Source organism: Pseudoalteromonas sp. SR41-8 (assembly GCF_014163915.1).
GTDB lineage: Bacteria > Pseudomonadota > Gammaproteobacteria > Enterobacterales > Alteromonadaceae > Pseudoalteromonas > Pseudoalteromonas rhizosphaerae.
On the sequence record NZ_JACJEE010000003.1, the window covers coordinates 29,474 to 50,995 of the forward strand.

The 21,522-nt window shown below is 40.1% G+C and carries 16 protein-coding genes; 5 read left to right on the top strand and 11 right to left on the bottom strand.

All coding sequences use genetic code 11. The annotated features are described in order from the left end of the window. Positions 1-87: 87 nt before the first annotated feature. Positions 88-1,524: a pyruvate kinase gene (gene pyk, locus H5162_RS03045; protein WP_182777607.1), complete on the top strand. Its 1,437-nt coding sequence runs from the start codon at positions 88-90 to the stop codon at positions 1,522-1,524. 105 nt (positions 1,525-1,629) lie between these two features. Here pyk and H5162_RS03050 read toward each other — a convergent pair whose 3' ends face one another. The 6 genes from H5162_RS03050 to thrS all read right to left on the bottom strand — a co-directional run bounded on the left by H5162_RS03050 (position 1,630) and on the right by thrS (position 7,018). Next, positions 1,630-2,454: a LytTR family DNA-binding domain-containing protein gene (locus H5162_RS03050; RefSeq protein WP_145233180.1), complete on the bottom strand. Its 825-nt coding sequence runs from the start codon at positions 2,452-2,454 to the stop codon at positions 1,630-1,632. After that, positions 2,451-3,524 (bottom strand): sensor histidine kinase, encoded by a 1,074-nt coding sequence (locus H5162_RS03055; protein ID WP_145233178.1) that lies wholly within the window; start codon positions 3,522-3,524, stop codon positions 2,451-2,453. The genes H5162_RS03050 and H5162_RS03055 overlap by 4 nt, the downstream gene beginning before the upstream one ends. Positions 3,525-3,697: 173 nt before the next feature. Beyond that, the gene (gene rplT / locus H5162_RS03060) at positions 3,698-4,060 is read right to left on the bottom strand and encodes a 50S ribosomal protein L20 (RefSeq protein ID WP_008110477.1); all 363 of its coding nucleotides are present in this window, start codon (positions 4,058-4,060) and stop codon (positions 3,698-3,700) included. Positions 4,061-4,075: 15 nt separating this feature from the next. Further along, entirely contained in the window at positions 4,076-4,276 is a 201-nt protein-coding gene (gene rpmI, locus H5162_RS03065; RefSeq protein ID WP_004587840.1) for a 50S ribosomal protein L35, read from the bottom strand. 208 nt (positions 4,277-4,484) lie between these two features. Beyond that, the gene (gene infC, locus H5162_RS03070; protein ID WP_145233176.1) at positions 4,485-5,048 is read right to left on the bottom strand and encodes a translation initiation factor IF-3; all 564 of its coding nucleotides are present in this window, start codon (positions 5,046-5,048) and stop codon (positions 4,485-4,487) included. A gap of 59 nt (positions 5,049-5,107) precedes the next feature. Next, on the bottom strand, positions 5,108-7,018 hold the full coding sequence (gene thrS, locus H5162_RS03075) for a threonine--tRNA ligase (RefSeq protein WP_145233174.1): 1,911 nt from the start codon (positions 7,016-7,018) through the stop codon (positions 5,108-5,110). A gap of 258 nt (positions 7,019-7,276) precedes the next feature. Between thrS and H5162_RS03080 the strand changes: the two genes are divergently transcribed. The 3 genes from H5162_RS03080 (at position 7,277) to H5162_RS03090 (ending at position 10,749) form a co-directional block, all read left to right on the top strand. Next, positions 7,277-8,290, top strand: coding sequence for an endonuclease/exonuclease/phosphatase family protein (locus tag H5162_RS03080; protein WP_182734231.1), 1,014 nt, complete (start codon positions 7,277-7,279; stop codon positions 8,288-8,290). Between the two features lie 66 nt (positions 8,291-8,356). After that, positions 8,357-8,803: a DUF3010 family protein gene (locus H5162_RS03085; protein WP_145233170.1), complete on the top strand. Its 447-nt coding sequence runs from the start codon at positions 8,357-8,359 to the stop codon at positions 8,801-8,803. Positions 8,804-9,003: 200 nt separating this feature from the next. Further along, positions 9,004-10,749 (top strand): AMP-binding protein, encoded by a 1,746-nt coding sequence (locus tag H5162_RS03090; protein WP_182777609.1) that lies wholly within the window; start codon positions 9,004-9,006, stop codon positions 10,747-10,749. An 81-nt stretch (positions 10,750-10,830) separates the two neighbouring features. Here the strand turns inward: H5162_RS03090 and H5162_RS03095 are convergent, their stop codons facing one another. The 5 genes from H5162_RS03095 to H5162_RS03115 all read right to left on the bottom strand — a co-directional run bounded on the left by H5162_RS03095 (position 10,831) and on the right by H5162_RS03115 (position 20,112). Further along, on the bottom strand, positions 10,831-11,760 hold the full coding sequence (locus H5162_RS03095) for an alpha-E domain-containing protein (RefSeq protein WP_182777611.1): 930 nt from the start codon (positions 11,758-11,760) through the stop codon (positions 10,831-10,833). Between the two features lies 1 nt (position 11,761). Beyond that, entirely contained in the window at positions 11,762-13,216 is a 1,455-nt protein-coding gene (locus H5162_RS03100; protein ID WP_182777613.1) for a circularly permuted type 2 ATP-grasp protein, read from the bottom strand. A 43-nt stretch (positions 13,217-13,259) separates the two neighbouring features. Next, positions 13,260-14,138: a transglutaminase family protein gene (locus H5162_RS03105; RefSeq protein ID WP_182777616.1), complete on the bottom strand. Its 879-nt coding sequence runs from the start codon at positions 14,136-14,138 to the stop codon at positions 13,260-13,262. Beyond that, a complete protein-coding gene (locus H5162_RS03110; RefSeq protein ID WP_182777618.1) occupies positions 14,135-16,654 on the bottom strand; it encodes a circularly permuted type 2 ATP-grasp protein in 2,520 nt (839 codons plus the stop codon). Before H5162_RS03110 ends, H5162_RS03105 begins: the two co-directional genes overlap by 4 nt. Before the next feature lie 146 nt (positions 16,655-16,800). Continuing rightward, a complete protein-coding gene (locus H5162_RS03115) occupies positions 16,801-20,112 on the bottom strand; it encodes a DUF2126 domain-containing protein (protein WP_145233164.1) in 3,312 nt (1,103 codons plus the stop codon). A gap of 575 nt (positions 20,113-20,687) precedes the next feature. Here H5162_RS03115 and H5162_RS03120 point away from each other — a divergent pair. Further along, entirely contained in the window at positions 20,688-21,488 is an 801-nt protein-coding gene (locus H5162_RS03120; protein WP_149982508.1) for an SHOCT domain-containing protein, read from the top strand. Positions 21,489-21,522: the final 34 nt, after the last annotated feature.

The following is a 21,522-nucleotide window of genomic DNA, read 5'->3' on the forward strand; positions in this document are numbered from 1 at the left end:
TATTATGCGTGTCAGTTAAACTAACACCTATAAATAACGAAAAACCGTCAACCTGCTTACAACATTGTAAGCCTACAGGAGAATTTGATGCTTAGACGCACAAAAATAGTCGCGACCCTTGGACCTGCAACCGATCGAGATAACAACTTAGAAAAAATAATCCGTGCTGGTGCAAACGTAGTGCGTTTGAATTTCTCACACGGCATTGCACAAGATCACAAAGACCGTGCCCAAGCAGTGCGTGACATTGCCAAAAAACTAGGCAAGCACATTGCTATTTTAGCCGATCTACAAGGCCCAAAAATTCGTGTATCGACATTTAAAGATGGCAAAGTAACGCTACCTGTTGGTGCAAAATTTATTCTTGATGCAAAAATGGAAAAAGGCCTAGGCGATATCAACGCCATAGGTATTGATTATAAAGAATTACCACAAGATGTTGCCCCTGGTGACTTACTACTTTTAAACGATGGTTTAATTCAATTAACAGTAGTAAATGTTGAAGGTCATTTAGTGCATACCACAGTAACTGTTGGTGGCGTGTTATCTAACAATAAAGGCATCAACCGCTTAGGTGGTGGTTTAACTGCTCCAGCCTTCACTGATAAAGATAAAGAAGATTTATTAACTGCAGCAGAAATTGATGTTGATTATATCGCAGTATCGTTCCCACGCAGTGGCGATGATATGCGTTATGTGCGTTCACTAGCTGAAGCTGCAGGCTCTAAAGCACAGCTTTTAGCTAAAATTGAGCGTGCTGAAGCCGTTGAAACGGTAGAAGCAGTTGATGATATTATCCTTGCTTCAGATGCGGTGATGGTTGCTCGTGGTGACTTAGGTGTTGAAATTGGTGATGCTGCCTTAATGGGTAAACAAAAACTCATTATCCGTCGTGCTCGCTCACTTAACCGTACTGTGATCACAGCAACACAAATGATGGAATCAATGATCGATAACCCAATGCCTACCCGTGCAGAAGTTATGGATGTTGCCAACGCAGTCCTTGATGGCACTGATGCGGTAATGCTTTCAGCTGAAACAGCGGCAGGCGATTACCCAGAAGAAACCGTGGCAACCATGGCGCGCGTTTGTTTAGGGGCAGAATCACAAAAAGAAACTCACGTTTCTAAACATCGCTTAGATAGTCGTTTCTCTTCTAATGCAGAATCAATTGCATTGTCAGCTATGTATGCGGCAAACCATTTAGATTCAGTAAAAGCGATTATTACTTTAACTGAATCAGGTAGCACAGCAAAATTGATGTCACGTATCAGCTCTGGCTTACCTATTTATTCATTGTCTCGTCATGCCAGTACGCTTGGTCAAACAGCATTATATCGTGGTGTTTACCCGGTATTCTTTGACTCAACACAATGTGAAAAAGATAACATGGTAAAAGATGCCCTTAACACACTTGTGAATGCGGGTTCATTACAATCTGGCGATACTGTGATCATCACTCATGGTGATGCTATGGAAACGATTGGTGCAACCAATACTATGAAAATTGTTACTGTTGCTTAATTAACGCAGTTATAAAAAAACGCGAGCCAAGGCTCGCGTTTTTTTATTTAAAACACATGGTTTAATTTACTTCGTTATATAACAGCTATTGAGCCCGTTTCTAAGTTAACTTGCTAACGCAGCTTTTACTTTATCGCGATAACTACGGCTTACTTTTAATTCTTGGCCGTTCTCAAGCACTAATAAATACTCACCACTTACCTGAGTTACAAGCTTGCTAATTTGTTTAGTATTTACAATCGCACTGCGGTGTACACGTACAAATAGCTGAGGATCAAGTTCCTGTTCTAGTTCTTTCATAGTTTTTCGTAAAATATGCGTTTGACCATCTTGGCAATGTAAACACATATAGTCACCAGCGGCATCAACCCATTGAATTGTCGCTACAGGTACACGGATTATTTCACCCTGCTCTTTCACCGCTAAAGATTCTGGGTAACGGCGATCTGTTAATGTATCGCCAGTTGCCAGTTTTTTCAAAATCTCTTCACAATTATTACCAGTAATTCCAGCTACAAAACTCGCCAATTTCTTTTTATGGGCGTTGTCTTGTTGCGTCTTCAAGTAGGTATGCACTTTTTCTACCGCCTGTTTTAGTCTGTTGTCGTCGACTGGTTTAAGGATGTAATCTAAAGCATGGATCTCAAATGCTTTGACTGCGAACTGATCAAATGCGGTTACGAATACAATAGCAGGTAACGCTCTGACACTTTCACTGAGTGCTCTGGCAACCTCAAACCCATTCATTCCAGGCATTTGAATATCTAAAAAAACTAAATCTATTTTCCCTGCTTGGCATGCATCGATAGCCTCTTGACCAGAGTTACATAACTTAATGACTTCGATATCATCAAACTCCTCTAATCTTACCGCTAACCCTCTACGGGCTAATGGTTCATCATCGACAATCAGGGTCTTAATCTTGCTCATTTCTTCACAGCCTTCTCAAACGGAACGCGCAGATTCACTTTCAATCCACTTGGCGTATTATGTGATAACACAAACGAATAGTTATTTTCATACAAAGTTTTCAGGCGGTCTTTCGTATTTGCCACCCCTACCCCTTGTGAATTAACTAATTGCCCATTAAGTAATTCAGTACCGGGGCCATTATCGCCTACTTCCAATAATAGTTCATTAGCAAAAACTTGTGCTTTAATATCAATTACTCCCCCTTCGCTAAGATGAGCTATTGCATATTTAATCGCATTTTCGATGATCGGTTGCAATATTAAACTCGGCACTAATGCATTTTTTGCTTCATCACTGATTTGCACATTCACTTGCAACCGTTCATCAAAGCGTACTCGCTCTATTTCAAGATAAAGCATCAGTGCATGCAACTCTTGTTCAAGTGGGACTTTTTTTATCGGATCGGTATTGAGTGTATAACGTAAAAAGTCGCTCAACTTTGACACCATTAAATTAGCATCTTTATTCTCTTTTACCAAAATCAACGTAGATATAGCATTAAGAGTATTAAACAAAAAATGAGGATTTAATTGATAACGTAGCATTTTCAGTTGTGCTTCATGCGCCATCGTTGTTGCTTTAAGGGCTTTTTGGCGCTCACTTTGCAGTAGTTGATAATATTTAATGCCAAAGTACAAACCACTCCAACAAAGAATAATATAAACCGAATCTAAGCCTTGTTGCAGATAGTAAAACCATTCTGTAGGACGATAACCATGGCGATAAATCTCCCATAAATTAAATTTCTGTATTACCGCCCATAAAGTGCCTGTAATGTACGAAGCGCCGAACACTACTAACATTAAAACCCAAGGAGATGCATTCCAGGCTTTGCGATACATATAGCGCAATGGCACAGTCATTAAACACCCGGCGTAAGCATTGAGTACGATCACAAATACATAAATATCGCGCATCTCAAAGACTTTTGAGCCAATGTAGTTAACAAGTGCATAACCGATCCAACCCGCAATCTGTAATACCCAGAAAAAGCGTTGGCGGTTATCAACTAAGGATTGCCAATTCAAAATAGTTAATTACCTCATTTATTTGTAATTATTATATAGCGTTAGCGCGGTTGGGATCACTACCGACTATCTCGCTTTTCACGAGCCTTACCGCAAATAACTGTTGGTGAAAACTTTATTTTAGCCACAAAAAAAGGAGCCATAGGCTCCTTTTTAATACTTATTTTAAAAGCTTAAGCTGCCGCTAGGCCTTCTTTAGCTTTTGCAACAAGCGCTGCGAATGCAACTTGGTCATAAACAGCGATATCTGCAAGGATCTTACGATCGATTTCTACAGATGTCTTTTTAAGACCATTGATAAAACGGCTGTAAGACAGACCATTTTGACGTGAAGCAGCATTGATACGTGCAATCCATAATTGACGGAAAGTACGTTTCTTCGCACGACGGTCACGGTAAGCGTATTGACCCGCTTTAGTAACAGCCTGGAAAGCTACGCGGTAAACACGTGAACGTGCTCCGTAGTAACCTTTTGCTTGTTTTAAAACTTTTTTGTGACGTGCACGTGCGACAACGCCGCGTTTAACTCTTGCCATTTCTAAAAACCCCTATTAAGCGAATGGTAACATACGTGAAACTAGACCATGGTCGTTCTTATGAACCATCATCTTAGGACGTAGGTGTAACTTACGCTTAGAAGTTTTCTTAGTCAGAATGTGACGAAGATGCGCTTGTTTACGCTTGAAACCGCCAGAAGCAGTCTTTTTGAAACGCTTAGCCGCGCCTCTGTGACTTTTTAGCTTATAAGCCATTGCAATAACTCCAAATGTATTGCTTTAAAATTAGTAAGCAGGCGTGAGATATATTGCTATAGCTCCACTTTTAGGCCTAACTTACTGCCATATTCCGGTGAAAACCCAACATAAATGCTGCAGTTTTACTTTATTACCGGTTAGCACAGGTGAATATTTGCATATTACTTGGTGACCTGAGCTAAATTCGCTGCGTATCTTAGCTTGTTTATTGCTTTTTAGCAACAGGTGCCATCATCATAACCATTTGGCGACCTTCAACACGATTAGGGAAAGACTCAACAACTGCAAGCTCTTCCAAATCGCCTTTGATACGGTTTAATAATTCTATACCAATTTCTTGGTGGGCCATTTCACGACCACGGAAGCGGATGGTAATCTTAGCTTTATCGCCACCTTCTAAGAACTTACGTAAGTTGCGAAGCTTAACCTGATAATCACCTTCATCCGTGCCAGGACGGAATTTGATTTCTTTTATCTGGATTTGCTTTTGCTTCTTCTTCTGCTCTTTTAGTTCTTTGCTTTTTTCAAAGATGAACTTACCGTAGTCCATGATTCTACAAACAGGCGGCTCAGCATTTGGGCTAATCTCTACTAGATCAACACCAGCGGCATCAGCCATAGTTTGCGCGTCTTTTAATGACTGAATTCCAGCTTGCTCGCCTTCAATGTCAATTAAGCGAACTTCTTGAGCTGTAATTTCTTCGTTAATACGATTTTTTTGGGCTGTTTGTTGCCCTTTCTTGCCGCCTCTAATAGTACGTTCCTCCAAGAATATCAAATAATAAGCGTGTAGTTAGCAATTAAATGTATGCCCTACACGCAGAGTTTTTATAGTCGATTTTTAATTTCTTCGCTAATTTTAGCGACAAATTCATCAACATTAAATTTGCCCAAGTCTTCACCTGTGCGGGTACGTACAGCTACTTCTTGTTGTTCAACTTCTTTATCACCAACAACAAGTAAATATGGGATACGTTTTAATGTGTGTTCACGGATTTTAAAGCCAATCTTCTCATTTCTCAAGTCAGCAGCGGCTCTAATTCCAAGTTTATTTAATTTTTGTACAATTTCCTGCACATAAGCAGCTTGTTTATCAGTGATATTCATAATCACTACTTGCTTTGGTGCAAGCCAAGTCGGGAATAAACCCGCGTACTCTTCTGTAAGAATACCGATAAAGCGCTCGATAGAGCCCAATATTGCACGGTGTATCATAACAGGTGTACGACGTTCGTTGTTTTCAGCAACATAAGTTGCCCCTAAACGCCCCGGTAATGCAAAATCTAGTTGCACTGTACCACACTGCCACGCTCTGTCTAAGCAATCGTACAAAGTAAATTCAATTTTTGGACCATAGAAAGCACCTTCACCCGGTAAATAATCAAATTCGATGTTATTTGCTTTCAGTGCATCAGCTAATGCAAGCTCTGCTTTGTCCCACATATGATCTTCGCCAATACGCTGTTCAGGGCGTGTTGACAGCTTCACCACAATTTTTTCAAAGCCGAATGTTTCGTACGTATCGTAAACCATTTGGATACACGCTGATACTTCGTCCATGATTTGCTCTTCAGTACAGAAGATATGGGCATCATCCTGAGTAAAGCCACGTACGCGCATTAGACCATGAAGTGCGCCTGACGGCTCGTTACGATGACAACAACCAAATTCAGCCATACGCAGTGGAAGATCACGGTACGATTTTAAACCTTGATTAAAGATCTGTACGTGACCTGGGCAGTTCATTGGTTTGATTGCGTATTCACGCTTTTCAGATTCAGTGGTAAACATTGCTTCTGAATACTTTTCCCAGTGACCTGATTTTTCCCATAAAGAACGATCCATCATCATTGGACCTTTTACTTCTTCGTACTGGTACTCGCGTAACTTTTCACGCACAAACTCTTCAAGTTCACGGTAAATGCTCCACCCATCGTTGTGCCAAAACACCATGCCTGGCGCTTCTTCTTGCCAATGCCATAAATCAAGTGCTTTACCAATACGACGGTGATCACGTTTTTCGGCTTCTTCTAAACGTTGTAAGTAGGCTTTAAGTTGCTTTTTATCGCCCCATGCAGTGCCATAAATACGCTGCAACATTTTATTATCTGAATCGCCACGCCAGTAGGCACCGGCTACTTTCATTATTTTGAAATGTTGGCAAAAACGCATGTTCGGTACGTGTGGACCACGACACATATCGATGTATTCTTCGTGGTGATATAATCCTGGACGGTCATCTTTAGCGATGTTTTCGTCAAGGATTTGAATTTTGTACATTTCGCCGCGCGCTGCAAATGCATCACGGGCTTCTTGCCAGCTTACGGTTTTCTTAACCACGTCGTAGTTTGTTTTAGCAAGTTGCAACATGCGCTTTTCAATAGCTTCTAAGTCATCTTGACTTAATGAATGTTCCATATCGATATCATAGTAAAAACCATTATCAATCGTTGGACCAATTGCCATTTTTGCATCAGGAAACAGTTGCTTAACTGCATGACCTATCAAGTGAGCACATGAGTGACGAATTATTTCTAAGCCGTCATCATCTTTTGCGGTGATGATTTCAAGACGAGAATCGTCAGAAATTAAATCACAGGCATCAACGCGAGTGCCATTAACACGACCAGCGATAGTGGCTTTTGCTAAGCCTGGGCCGATATCATTGGCTACATCAAGTGTACTTACAGGGTTTTCAAAACTACGCTGACTGCCGTCAGGAAGAGTAATAACTGGCATTATAAGTCCTTACTACAGTGGTGACGCCTACAATGCATCACATGTATTTATTAAATTAAAATGAATAACTCGACAACGCTTTTACGAATAAGCATTGTTAATTTTAACCGTATTTGGTTAATGTATTTGTTGAGTCTTAGCAAACACAAGCAGTTATTGTCGCGTTTGGAGCCACTAAATACAAGTATTTAGCCAGACAAATTGACAAATAACCCTCGCATTTCATACTTAATTTAATTTCAGCTGTTGGATAACCTAATGACGACGTCTAATCGTATCCGTTTTGCCACTTTAAATTTACTTAATTTTACGGCGCCACCTTATTCTTTTTATCAATTACATGAACGTTACAACGCAACGCAATGGCGGCAAAAACAGCAATTTATCACTGACTTCCTACAGCAAAGTCAAGCAACGGTTGTTGCTTTCCAAGAGGTGTTTAGCCCCAAAGAATTAGCCATTTTGTGTAAAGAGCAAGGCTATGACTATTTTGCTACTGTTGCCAGTCCACGCAGTGATCATCTCTATCCACAGGTATTATTTAACCCTGTGGTGGCGATTGCCGCGAAAATCCCTTTTCAAGCATGCCACGAACTCACCCCTTGCCCAGAACTACTCGAGTACTTAAATAATCAAAATGAATTTAAATTTAATCGCACACCTATTAAATGCAGTTTTGATGTACCTGAATTTGGTGATTTAACCTGCTATGTGGTGCACTTTAAATCACAACGGGTGCATTCAATGGCGCATATTTTAAACATTCATAATCAAGACGATCCCTTATTAAATCTATTACAACAAACCGTTGGCATGATGCAATCGCAAATATCACGCTCACTGGAAGCTTCGATTGTTTATTATGATGCGCTAAAAACCCAGCGTGAAAAAAACTGTGCAACATTAGTAATGGGGGATTTTAACGACAATATTGACAGCCCTGCGCTGTCATTCATGACCCAAGGATTTCACCCTACTCGTTGCGAGCCCTGTTTAGAGCTTGAACAACCCATTGTAGGATTAACTGATTCGTTTGAATTAAGCAGTGAATCGGCAAATGGTAAAGTAAAACCAGCAACACATTACTATCAAGGTCGTGGCAATGTGCTTGATTATATTTTGACCTCAGGACACTTTAATACTGATTGTGCATTATCGCGGATAAAATCGTTGCACTATCTAAGCTTTGATAAACACTTAAATCCAAACCAAATTGATGAAGATATCTGCGTAAGCGACCACAGCGGCATTGGGATTGAAATCGGTTTTTAAAATGCACTGTTTTTAAGGCGTTTAATTGATATAATGCTGCCCAAATTAGTTATTTAGAGAATGACAATGAGAACATGCGGTGTAGAAATTACCGGTAGTGACGTACTACTGTGTATTTTAACAAAAGATAACGATGTATTTGATATACGAGATATTCGCCAAACTCGCTTTACCTTAGGTAATGGTAATGACACTGAAGTAATGCGTAAATTCCAATTTGATTTTGCGAAACTTATGCAGGACTATCAAATTGACTCAGTTGCTATTCGTCAACGTGCGCCTAAAGGTAAATTTGCCGGTAGTGCGAACGGTTTCAAAATGGAAACTGCAATTCAATTGATCCCTGAGCTGAGTGTTTATTTATTCAGCACAACCGAGATCAAAGAGCAATTAAAACGTAATCCTATTCCTATTGATTTCGCTGAAACGGGGCTTAAAAAGTACCAAGAAAATGCGTTTGTAAATGCGTATGTACATTTAATGAAAAAAACCTACCGCAGCGAAGAACTTTAATTTTCAATTAGAGTTCAATTTATAATCAGATACTACGCTAGTATGTGCTGCAATGTTTTGTTGTAGCTACAGCTAGCGTTTTTTATTGCCTAATATTTATCATTTTTATTACTACATTGGTCGTATAGCGCTTTCATTTGTCGACAATCTGTGTTTTTCTAACTGAGTAGACTCTCACAACATTGACACGGAGACCGTACATGCAAATAAGTAACAATAATACAACTGCAACCGATGCGAATAAAACAGTCAAAGATGCAGCGGGCTTAGAGCATAGCTACTATCAAGGAGCACAAAGCCCTGCATTGATCCATAAAACCATAGGTGATTACTTCGACTCCATTGTCGACAATAACCCAGACCACCCTGCAATAGTGCTGCATCATCAAAACATTCGTTTAAGCTATAAAGAATATCAGCAGCAGATCAACCAGCTGGCAATGGGGTTACTGGCTTTAGGTGTAAAACCAGGTGATCGTGTTGGTATCTGGTCACCTAACAACCTTGAGTGGTGCTTAACCCAATTTGCGACCGCCAAAATTGGCGCCCTCATGGTCTGTATTAACCCAGCGTATCGTCCAAACGAACTACAATTTGCACTAAATTCAGTCGAGTGTTCAACTCTTATAACGGCTTCGAGTTTCAAAGCCAGTAATTACCTAGGCATGCTCAATGAATTACTGCCTGAACTTGCCGCTGCAGAAGCTGGACAACTGCACGCAAAAAACCTCCCCTATTTAAAAAATATTATTCGCATTGGTGATGAGCCTGCCGCTGGCATGTTTAGTTTTAGTCAAGTTATGGCAATGCCAACTGCCGCCCACCGCGTTGAACTCAACGCCATTGGTGTAACTTTGCAACCAGATCAAGACATCAACATTCAGTTTACCTCCGGAACAACAGGCAATCCTAAAGGCGCTACGCTCTCCCATAAAAACATTTTAAATAATGGTTTTCTTATGGCTAATGCAATGCGCTTAACTGCAGACGATAAGCTGTGTATTCCAGTGCCGTTATATCACTGTTTTGGAATGGTATTAGGTAATTTAGTATGTATAAGTAAAGGAGCTACGGCAGTATTTCCGGGAGATTCTTTTGATCCAACAATCACGCTTGAGGTGGTTGAAAAAGAACGCTGTACTGCACTGCATGGCGTACCTACGATGTTTATTGCTGAACTGGAACTAAAAGATTTTGCTCGCTTTGACTTATCAAGTTTACGTACGGGTATCATGGCAGGCTCTACGTGTCCTGAGCAAGTAATGCGTAAAGTACAATCGCTGATGCATATGAATGAAGTTGTTATCGGTTATGGCCAAACGGAATGTAGTCCCATCAATAATGCCACGGAGATTGACTCATCCATTGAAAAACAAGTTACGACCGTCGGTCGCGCGCTGGCGCATACAGAAGTAAAAATTATTGACGAAGTGGGTAATATACAAAAGATAGGGCTTGCTGGCGAAGTATGCAGCCGTGGTGCGGGTATTATGCGTTGCTATTGGAATGATGAAGAAAAAACCGCCGCAACTATCGATAAAGAAGGCTGGCTACACTCTGGTGATTTAGGTGTAATGGATGCGGAAGGTTTTGTCGCAATAGTGGGCAGAATTAAAGATATGATCATTCGTGGTGGCGAAAATATCTATCCGCGCGAAATTGAAGAAGTACTTTACACTTACCCTGGCGTGCAAGATGCTGCTATTTTTGGCATCAGTGACGACAAGTACGGCGAAGAAGTATGTGCTTGGGTGCAGCCTAAAGATGATGCAGTGTTAACAGAGCAAGAAATTCGCAGCTTCTTAAAAGATAAATTAGCTTATTTTAAAATACCAAAACACATTCAATTTGTTGAAAGTTACCCTATGACGGTTACCGGAAAACTACAAAAGTTTAAAATGCGCGAACAAATGCAAGCACAATTAAAAGACAACGCGTTTTCATAATTAGCAAAAGCTTACGTTAGTTAATAACGCCCAATGTAATTTAAACATTGGGCGTATTATGAGATTAATAGCTTAACAGGCCTATTCTGGCGGTTTTAAAAAATACGTTTGGGCTAATGCATTATGAATGCTCGCTAATTCAATTTGGATTTGATCCATATAATTGTGTAAGTGGCCATTTTTAAGCGCTCTTACATCTTCAGCTTTCAATTGTTTTACCACTGCATCTATTAAATTAATAATATCCGTAGAGTTTGGCAAAGGTGAAATAAGCGTTTTCAGCTCTATTAAGCAAAACAAAATTGACCGCGGAAATACTTCACTGTGCATCACGAATTCTAATACATCAGCACGTTGCACCCGTACGCTCATCTCTTGTCGATACATTTGATAAGCACTAAGCGAGCGCAATAAGCTGATCCACTGAATATTTTCATAAGGTTTTGCTTCATCGCTGGTGATCAACGTTTCTGAACGAATGTCTAATATCCGTGACGTCATATCAGCACGTTCTATTAACGACCCAAAGCGGATAAACGTAAAACCATGATCATGGTTAATAGTCGCATCTAAGGCACCAAATATTTGATGGGCTGATTCGATGATTTTCTTTAGATAAGCAAATCTGCCACGCTTAGCAAGCCCTTCTTTTTGATTATCTTTTACATAGTAATAAAGGGAGTTAATTTCTTCCCATACATCGCGAGGCATTACGTCTCGAATTGTTCGAGCGCTCTCTCTTGCATAGATAATAGAGTTTAAAATAGACGAGCCATTATCACTACCGACAAGTAAATAACGCAGCGCTTTTTGCTCTGTGTAATCAGAGTGTTTATCTTCATACGCCTGACGCGCGCCAATAATATCTATTAATGGCTCCCAGCCTGTACATACGCCTTTAGGTAAATCCAACATCAGCATGTTGTTGACATTAATTAACCGTGCAACATTTTCTGCACGTTCAACATAACGAGCTACCCAATATAAAGTTTCACCTACTCTTGATAACATATTATTTAGCCTCTTCGTCAACAATCCAAGTATCTTTACTACCACCGCCTTGAGATGAATTTACCACTAGTGAACCTTTCACCATCGCAACACGGGTAAGGCCACCAGTAGTGATCTGTGTGTCTTTACCTGACGATAATATAAACGGTCTCAAGTCAACGTGACGTCCCTCTGGCTCGGTGCCGTCAAGGGTAGGAACCGTAGACAAATCAAGGGTTGGTTGCGCTACCCAATTACGTGGATCGGCTTTTATTTGTGCAATGGTTGCTTGTTGCTCTTTTTTAGTCGATTTAGGACCAATCAATAAACCATAGCCACCCGACTCGTTTGCAGGTTTGACAACTAGTTTATCGATATTTTTAATAACGTAATCACATTCTTTAGGATCTAAACACTTATAGGTTGGCACATTTTCTATCTTGGGTTCTTCATCCAAGTAATATTTAATGATGTCAGGTACATAGGCATAAACCACCTTATCATCCGCAACCCCTGCACCGGGTGCATTGACTAACGCTACATTACCTTTCGACCATGCTCGCATTAAACCGGGTACACCTAATTGTGATTCAGGTAAAAAAGCTTCGGGATCTAAGAATAAATCGTCGATGCGTCGATAAATTACATCAACGCGTTGCAAGCCTGTAATTGTGCGCATATAGACACAGTCGTCTTTTTCGACTACTAAATCGCGCCCCTCGACTAATTCACAGCCCATCTCTTGAGCAAGGTAACAATGTTCAAAATAGGCCGAGTTAAATACACCGGGTGTTAACACCACTACCTCAGGCTTATCGTCTGGACGAGGTGACATTGCTGCCAACATATCAAACAGTTGTGAAGGATAGTCATCAACTGGCAAAATCGACACTTGTTCGAATAGCTCAGGGAAAACACGTTTCATTACTGAGCGGTTCTCAAGCATGTAAGACACACCAGACGGCACGCGTAAGTTATCTTCGAGTACAAACATAGTGCCATTTCCATCGCGCACTAAATCAGAGCCACAGATATGCGCCCATATATTATTTGGCGGAGTAATTCCAACACATTGAGAGCGAAAGTTAACTGATTTTTCGAGTAAGCCTTTTGGAAAAATACCGTCTTTTATTATTTTTTGATCATGGTATAAATCATTTATAAACAGATTCAACGCTTCAACACGCTGTTTTAAACCTACTTCAATAGTTTGCCATTCTTTTTTACCAATAGTGCGCGGAATAATGTCAAACGGCCACGCTCTATCGATCATATTGCCTTCATTATAAACAGTAAAAGTAATGCCCATTTCTTTTATGGCTAAATCTGCAACAGCTCTGGCTTTAACTAATTCTTCTTTTGATAAGCTAGAAAAAAACTGCGCTAACTGTTTACCGTGCGTTCGAACATTTCCTTGTGCATCTATTAATTCATCAAAAAAGCCATTAGTTTGATATGCTTTCCAGTCAATTTTCATACATCCTTCCGCCTTATTCATTATTAATATTGAGTTGTTTTAATCACTCCAATCGAATCATATCAACCGCTACATCAAGCAATTGTGTACCACCACCAAAAACAACGCCTTTCAAAGGAGTGACATCAGAAAAATCACGGCCTACAGCAAGTGTTATATGCTGCTCATTAGGCATAACATTGTTTGTTGGATCAAAATCTACCCAACCAAATCTTGGCACAAACACAGAAAACCATGCATGGGTCGCATCTGCACCTGCTAACTTTTCTTCGCCCTCGGGAGGCATTGTTTCTATATACCCGCTAACATAACGTGCCGCTAAACCAATACTGCGTAAGCACGCTATCGCAAAATGTGCAAAATCTTGGCAAACGCCCCTTTTTTGTGCAAAAACAACACTCAAAGGCGTACTAATCGTAGTAAAACCTGGATCATACTGAAACTCATGAAAAATCCGTGCCATGAGATCTTTACAGCCACAAATCAAGCTAATATCATCTAAAAACGACGTTAAAGCGTATTCCTTTATACCCTGTACAAAAGGAGTATATTGAGATGGCAAAATAAACTCCGATGTTTTTAACAGCTGATATGTATTTGGCTTTGCGACGATATCGCGAGCCTCTTGCCAAGGCATATCAGTGTCGGCGAGGTTAATATTTGCACTTAATAAAAGTTCTACTTCACTGGTCATAGTCACTTTTAATTTTTTATGCTGTGTTGCTATTTCAAACGATGTCACTTTATTATCAAAATAATCCGTAAATTCTTGTAGATAATTTGCCGGCGGCTCAATATCTATGCGACTACTGTGGCATATCTGAGCACGATTTGTTTTTGGTGTTAACCGTGCTTGGTTTTGACACAAACTAACAAAATCGGCATAACTGTAAGTTGTGGAATGCTTTATTTTATATTTCACGATTGAGCTTGCTCAATATTAGTCCAATTCAATTTATTCGCCGTTTGTGTATGAGAAAAATACTGCAATAATAATACATCACAAAAGGTATTTAAGTTCAGGCGAATATTATGGTTAAACTCGATTAACTGTCTACGAACTCCAGCGTCCGTCCTTTGCAGGTAATCTTTTTCTGTGACGTAGCAACTAGTTTTAGAAAGTAAAATTGCTTTTTCATGTGCTGCTATCACTCCCTGTCTGCGTTTAGTCGGTAAATGCTTGCATAACTGGTTTATTTGCTCTAACTGAAAAAGTAATGAGCGAGGGTATTCTGCATCCAGTAATAACAGCTCAAGCCCAGTACCTATACTTTGATACATTCTATAGCGACGTTTATGGGTCACTAAGCTAACTTGACTACTCAAAACAGCTTCGAGTAAACCAAGCTCTTCAGCTTGCTCGAGTTCTTGCGTTAATAAAGCCCCTGTTAATGAGGTGATTTGTAAGCTGCGCTCAATCCTGCGACCCATCTCAAGTAAAAACCAGCCATTGCTGTTTGGCATACAATCCACTAACGAGCCATTAAAGGCCATGATCAAACCAATCACTTTATCTAAAATACTTTGCATCGCACGTGATGAAATGTTGATATTAATATGCTTTAGCACTTTAACTTGCTCATTGATTTCATCAATAATACGACGACTATCATGAGACAATAATTCTTGGATCTGTACTGATGCATTCGCTAAATAATTTAACGTATTTATTATGCTACCCGCGCGTAGCTCATCAGCGAGTAAAGCAAACGCTGTTTGCTTAGACACTGCGCTATCAAATTCTTCAAGCTTGATGGCCTGTTCTACATAAGGGTAAACAATATGCTGAGCGCTGATAGCAGCCAACAAACGAGCAACAGTACTGCGGCGTATTAAATCTGGATAAATAGCCAACTCAGTGTAACGATCAATAAAGATACGTAATATTCTTATGGTATTTTCACAGCGCTCTAAATAACGACCGAGCCAAAATAAATGTTCTGCAGTACGACTTGATATAACCCCTTCAAGTAAGCTTACATCCATTCTTTTTTTAATTGGTGTTGGTACACTTTGCTCAGTTAAATCAATATCTTTACTGGTATTTATCCAAGTATCTTTGAGCCAACCAGCGCCCTTAGCGTTAGCACTATTTTGATAAGAGAAACACAGTGCCGATGGCAGCACTTCGATGCCATTTTCTGTGGTTAATACATAACACCTAAATACCACAGGTTTTGCAATTAACTTACCGTCATCCCAAAATGGTGCGCTACTAAATGCGGGTTTATCTTGAAAATAATAATCGCTAGGTTGCTTAGTTATAAGTTGTTTAATTTTATCCGCGTCTAAATGGCCATCAAGTGTTAGTTTAGGATCTTTATAACTACCAAACACTAACTGTGACCAATCCGATGATTTAACATCTTCAATGCTGTGGTACTTAGGGCAATCTAGTAATAATGGTTGTTGTAAAAGTTGCTCTGATAGCTGGGCTAAATTACATTGTATTGCTGGTGATGAGAGTACCCCGCTACCAAAAGGATTTAATACTTTTACTGAGCCCTCACGTACAGCTTGTAATAAGCCTGGAATACCATGTAACGAGTATTGTGTTTGTTCAAGTGAATCGATACTTTGATCTGGGATCCAACGTAAAATCACATTGATTTTCCCCAACCCTTGTAATGACTTTAAACACACTTCGCCATTACGCACTGTTAAATCAGCGCTTTGCACTAAAGTATAGCCAAAGTAAGTAGATAGAAACGCATGCTCGTTATAATTTGGATCATCGATCCCTTGAGTTAAAATAACAATACGAGGATCATCCATATAATGAATAAACTCGTTAATGCCTTCTTGAAACAAATTTAAAAACTCTTTAATTTGTTGCACGTTGCATTCAGCAAACTCTTCAGCCATAACGCGCCTAGCTATAATGCGGTTTTTAAGCAATAGCCCTAGACCTAACGGACATTGGCAATGATCAGCTAAGACTTTAAATTCACCCGATGGTGCGCGATACACATCAACCGCTGTAAAAAAAAGTTTTAGCTCATCACTTGGTAAGCTAAATCCTTCACGTAAGTAATGACTATCTTGGTACAGCTGCTGCGGTGATACTTGCCCACTCAAAAGTAGCTTTTGCTCAGAATAAACATCTTGTTGGATCTTATTAAGTAATAAAGTTCGCTGTTTTATGCCTTGCTCTAACGTATTCCAATCTGCTCGAGAAAACATAAAAGGCAGTGGATCGAAGTGCCACTGTTGATTACTCTCACTTTTAATATTGCCATTTTGCAAAAGTTGCGTAATTTCAATGGCACGACTACTTACATCTTCAGCGGTTAAACTTGCTAAACGATTAAATAAAGTATCCCAATGCTCAGGGTTTAAGCCACTGTGATCCGCCAATTCATCATGACCGTGGCGTTTATCAAGGTATAAAGACAACCAATTAGGCAGCTCTGGCATCGTATTATTATTAATGTACAAGCTAAAAGCGCTCCGCTATAGAAAGTAAACTATCATTCTAGTTCAATTTGTTGGTAATTGTATTAACAAAAGCGTCTGTTAAATAATGACTCTACTTTGCGTAATGTCAAAGTGGAGTCATACAATGAACAACCCAAAAAGATGATTTATTTGAACTTAGGTTGTCTCCTTAAATCGAGCGTATTAGGGTAATCTGAATTAGTATTTTCTTCATCGGGAACAACAAATTCACTCACCGATTGTGCTGATTCAAAGCTTCGTGTCGCAGCCGATGGGCTCCAACTAGGCTGATCAGATGCTAATAATGATGGTGTGTGACCATGCTCCCAAAATCGTGCAACCCTTCGCCCTTCAGCTTCAAATGCATTAACGGGTAATGTTTCTGGATTTCGCCCACCAGCATGACTAACATGGTAGACAAAACCACCCATTGAGCGGCCTTCCCAGGTATCGATCAGATCAAATACTAACGGTGCATGTACACCAATTGTAGGATGCAGCGCTGTTGGTGGCTGCCATGCACGGTAACGGATCCCGGCAACCATTTCATCTTTCGCTTTGCCTTTAACAATTTTAAGCGGCACGCGTCGGCCATTACATGTAACGATATAGCGGTCACTCATTGTGCCAATTACTTTGATTTGCACGCGTTCTAATGACGAATCAACATACCGAGCAGTACCAGATGCACTGGCTTCTTCACCCAGTACATGCCACGGTTCAATCGCGGTTCTAAGCTCTAACGTCACATCATCGAGTTCTCGGGTGCCGCAAACAGGGAACCTAAACTCAAAAAATGGGTTTAGCCAACTTACTTGGAATGCAAAACCAGCTTGCTGCAGATCTCTAACAACCTCAGCTAAATCATTTTCAACATACTGAGGTAATAAAAATTTATCATGTAATTCGGTGCCCCAACGGATCAACGGTTTGTGATAAGGCTTTTTCCAAAACCAAGCTAATAAAGTCCGTAATAACAACATTTGCACTAAGCTCATTTGTGAGTGAGGTGGCATTTCAAACCCCCTAAACTCGACAATACCTAGTCGTCCTGTTGCTGAATCGGGTGAATATAGCTTATCAATACAAAACTCCGCCCTGTGTGTATTACCTGTTAAATCAACAAGTAAGTTGCGTAACAAACGATCAACGAGCCATGGCTCAGGTACTTCCCCTTCAGGCATATGTGAAAATGCGATTTCAAGCTCATAGAGCAACTCATCACGTGCTTCATCCACACGAGGTGCTTGGCTTGTAGGGCCAATAAATAAACCTGAAAATAAATAAGATAATCCAGGATGGTGCTGCCAATAAGTAATAAAACTTCTTAAAATATCTGGGCGTCGTAAGAACGGGCTTTGCTGCGGCGTTTCACCACCTAAAGTGACATGATTACCCCCCCCGGTGCCGGTATGACGACCGTCCGCCATAAACTTATCTGTTCCTAAACGTGCTTGTTTGGCTAGATCGTAAAGTGTCGTTGTTCTATCTACCAATTGCTGCCATGACGAAGATGGGTGGATGTTCACTTCAATGACACCTGGATCAGGTGTCACGGCGTATTTTTCTACACGACTATCTTTAGGCGGGCTATAGCCTTCAATAACAACTGGGATTTGCAGGGCTTTTGCGGTGCTTTCAATCGCATTTAATAGCGACATATAATGTTCAAAATGGCTCGTTGGGGGCATAAAGATGTACAACCGCCCTTCTCTTACTTCCAATGCCATTGCGGTTTTGATCATTTGTTGACCAATAAAGCCTTTTTGCAGTTTTTTAGCTTTTGTAAAGTTATCTGGAATATCAAACGGATCTCGCTCAATAATGTTGCTTGTCCACTCAAGGCTATCAAGCGGTAATCTATAACCAAGGGGTGATTCACCTGGTAATAAAAAACAGTATTCGCGTTTAAATTCCCATTTGCATGACTGCCAGCAATGTTTCGCTTGATTAAACTGCAGCGGCAATGCATAACCAACAGGCTTTTCAATACCTTGTTCCATTTTAGCTAAAAAGCCTTTACGGCTCATTGCACTAAGAAGTTCAGGCTGTTTAGGCCCCACCTCTTTGGGTAACGATGCCTCTTGCCATAAATGATATAAAATATCTTCATAGGCTGTAGTGATAGCCTTGGTTTCAAGGCCTATTTCTGCACATAGCTGTTCTGTAAAACGCTTGGTATCTGTGTGGTCTAATTTATAATCTTTATTGGGATCAGCTAATAAACTGGCATCTTGCCACAAAGCTTCACCGTCTTTTCGCCAATAACATGCATATTGCCAGCGAGGCAGTGACTCTCCCGGATACCATTTACCTTGCCCATAATGTGTAAAGCCACCTTTGGTATATGCTTTGTTCATCGCAATAAATAAGCTTTGTGCTAACACTCGTTTTTCTTTACCGTCGGCTTCTGTGTTCCATTGGGGATGTTCCATATCATCAATAGAAATAAACGTCGGCTCACCGCCCATTGTTAAATGAACACCTTCCTTAACATATACATCATCAACTTGCTGACCCAAGCGGTTTATTGCAGCCCATTGTGTTTCTGAATACGGCTTTGTAACGCGAGGGTCTTCATGTACGCGCGTTACTTTGTTATAAAAACTAAATTCTGATTCGCACTTATCTATGCCACCAGAGACAGGTGCTGCTGAGCTAGGTTCAGGTGTGCACGCAAGCGGAATATGGCCTTCGCCAGCAAATAAGCCGGAGGTAGGATCAAGCCCGATCCAACCTGCGCCTGGAATATATACTTCCGTCCATGCGTGTAAATCAGTAAAATCTTCATCAGGACCACTTGGGCCATCAAGTGATTTTTGATCTGATGTAAGTTGGATTAAATAACCAGATACAAAACGAGCAGCCAAACCTAAATGACGAAACAGTTGTACTAACAACCACGCAGAATCTCGACATGAACCGGTTTTTTTTGTGATGGTTTCGTTCGCCGTTTGAACTCCAGGCTCTAAACGAATGCCGTAGCCAACAAGATTATAAATTGACTGATTGACCGCAACTAAAAAATCAACACTTCTGATTGGTTTTTCTGGACGTAACGAATCAATCAATTCTAAAAACTTAGGACTCGCCTTACGTTTTTTTAAATAGGGATTAAGCTCAGCCTTTGCGACTTTATCGTATTCAAATGGAAACTCTTCAGCATATTCTTCTAAAAAGAAATCAAACGGATTAATTACCGTCATTTCAGCCACTAAATCAACAGTAAAACTAAACTCAGTTGTGGGGCTATTAAATACCACTCTTGCCTGATAATTACCAAAAGGGTCTTGCTGCCAATTGATGTAATGATCTTCCGGCACTATTTTTAATGAATAGCTTTTAATTTTAGTTCGGCTATGCGGTGCTGGACGTAAGCGGAAAATATGCGGCCCCATATTTACTGGGCGGTCGTACTTGTATTGAGTATGGTGCGCTATACCAACAGTAATTGTCATCGATTAATCCCTCTTTAATTTTTTGTATAGCCATTTAAGTATAACTTACTACTACCTGCCTGCTATTTAAGCAATATACATTCCATATAGATTACATAATAAAATTAGGCTGTTAGCCTATATATTGGTCACTATTGACTGTTTAGAATCAAAGAGCGAGCGCTGTGAAGAATTATTTGGTGCGACATTCGCACCAAATTAGCACAAAGCTAAGTATTAAAAATCACACAGCGCTTATTATTTTATGTAATTCACCAATAAAGCATGCCTGTTTTTTCTAGCGATTAAATAGAAAAAAGTCCCAATTAATCACAACACCAGTTAAATGCTTCGCTAAAACGAACTTAAAAAATAGTTCACAATAAAACCACGATTAAGCTTCTTAACAGTGTTATAGTAGTTTGATTTTTAATCGCCCTGAAAGCCAAACTAGCAAGCTTAGTGTCTTTAAACAAGCAATGTTGGCATTTTATTTTGCTAATTTATTATTAGCATCAATGCTTAAGGTAGATTGTTCACAGTTAGATCATGACGTAATACACATCCCGCCTATCTTCATATTAAGGACTCTATTTATGCAAACATTAACAAACATTGGTGACAACTTGGTTAAAGGAATATCTGCCCGCTATGGTTTAAGTTATGAGGCAGTAGTACATATGTTAGTTGCAGTAAATAATGGCGGCGGTTCAATGGCGCAGTTTAATTGCCCAGAGCTTGGCGGCTCAGGTCAATGGATGCGCGGTGGAATGACAATGGTAGGAGACATGTTCAATAATGGCTTGAAAAACACCGTTGATAACTTATGTAACGAACTTGCCACTATTTTAGCAAACAACCAAGTTTTCCCCGTCATTCCTGCCGGTACTTTAGGTAGCAACCAGTGGTGGCCAGTTAATTTAGGTAATCCATCGAGTACCGGTTCACAAAACAACACCCGTTATGCTGTTTTTCCTAATCGCTTAGCCATTGAAAAAAATGGTCAGGTCACACTCTATGATACGCTCGATCACCAGATCGGGGGAGTAAGCCAGCAACAAGGCAACGATATATCGCTTACCTTTAGTAGCCAGTGGGGAAACATTAGCGTAAATAGTTTGCCAGTGATAGCTGATGATAGCTTCACTCAGACGCATTCAAGTCACAATACCAACTTTGCCCAATCAACAGACTTTGCAAAACAACAGCAATCCCCCCCTGAGACAGGCTCAAATGATAAAATGATGAGTAGCGAGTCGACAGCTATTAATGCTTCGCAATACTCAGTGAATGAAACCCTCGACATTATTGAAAAATTAGCACAATTACGTGATTTAGGCGCACTCACTGATGCTGAGTTTAATGAGAAAAAATCAGATTTATTGCAACGAATTTAACGGCAAGTAATCTCAGGCTTATTAATTTTATAAT